1 protein-coding gene, 1 tRNA gene and 1 pseudogene are annotated in these 1,096 nt (G+C 75.9%); 2 read left to right on the top strand and 1 reads right to left on the bottom strand.

Features of this window, described 5'->3' with window-relative positions:
* On the bottom strand, positions 1-216 hold a 216-nt coding region (locus AB0O00_RS41005; RefSeq protein WP_363659740.1), incomplete at its 3' end, for a hypothetical protein.
* A 130-nt stretch (positions 217-346) separates the two neighbouring features.
* On the opposite strand from AB0O00_RS41005, the gene AB0O00_RS41000 reads away from it, so the two are divergent.
* Both AB0O00_RS41000 and AB0O00_RS40995 read left to right on the top strand, forming a co-directional pair.
* Positions 347-423: transfer RNA gene (locus AB0O00_RS41000), tRNA-Pro, on the top strand.
* Positions 423-1,096: pseudogene (locus AB0O00_RS40995) on the top strand (hypothetical protein); the annotation flags it as partial. The gene AB0O00_RS41000 and the pseudogene AB0O00_RS40995, both read left to right, overlap by 1 nt.

Here is a 1,096-nt window from a genome sequence, read left to right as displayed (position 1 = left end):
GTCCCGGACGAGCCGCAGCGCCGGCCGGGTGGGCTCCGGCTGCTGCTCGGCGACCAGATCCGCCGCCATCCGGGCCCCCATCGCCCGCAGGTGGGCCTTGCGCTCCTCGTCGGCCTCCTCGTCGTCCGGGTACAGGACCAGGTAGAAGCCGCCTTGCTCGTCCTCCCAGCTGTAGCTCCGGTACTGCGGGTACTGCGGTGGCGTTTCGTCCGACACAGGAACCTCCGGTCCTCGTCCGCGAGTGGCGTACTGCGGTTAACGAGCGTGCAGCCGAAACGGCCTCGGCGGGGACAGGGATATTGCGTTGCCCCCACCCCGGCCGCTCCGTAGGGTCTCGTCCCGACAGCGACGTGTAGCTCAGTGAGGCAGAGCACCAGGCTCGGGACCTGGAGGGCGCGGGGGCAGGGCCCGCCACGTCGGCCATGGACACCAACGCTGAGCAGCAGCACTCGCGCCCGACGGCCGCCGACTCCGCCACCGCCGCCGTCTCCACCGACTACGCGCACGGTCAGCTCGCCCGCGCCTTCACCACCGCCCTGTCCCACCCGGACCCGGCTACCCGGGAGCGCGCCGAGCAGCGGATGGGCGGCTGGCGCGCGGTGCTGGCCGGGATGCGCGACGGCCGCCTGCGGATCGGCTCCCGCACCCCGGTGAAGGACCTGCCCGCCTGGGTGACCCCCGAGGTGCTGCGCGGCGGCTTCGCCACCGGCCGCGCCCGCGCCGAGGGCCCCCTCCAGCCCGACGAGGCGGCGGCCTGCCGCGCCGCGGGCATACCCGAAGACCGCGCCGAGCTGTTCGCCCACTCGCTCACCGAACCCGGCCTCACCGCCCTGTGGGGCCTCCTCGACAGCGGCCGCTACCGCGTCACCGTGCCCGAGGAGGCGGCCCTGCTCACGGTCGCCTGGCTGGTCCGCGCGGGCGAACACGACGCCGCCCTCGACCTGGTCGCCACGCTCCAGCCGTTCGCCGGCCGGCTGCGCTTCACCCCGCGACCGGGCGACGCCCCCACCGCCGCCGCCGACGCCGTCCACCGCCGCACCGCCGACGACGCCAGCACCGCGCTCGCCCGCCGCGGCCCCAGCCACGCCGTGGAGAC

It is taken from the genome of Kitasatospora sp. NPDC093558, assembly GCF_040683475.1.
Lineage (GTDB): Bacteria > Actinomycetota > Actinomycetes > Streptomycetales > Streptomycetaceae > Kitasatospora.
The sequence above is the reverse complement of the archived record's forward strand: the minus strand, read 5'-3'. Positions and strand labels throughout refer to the sequence as shown.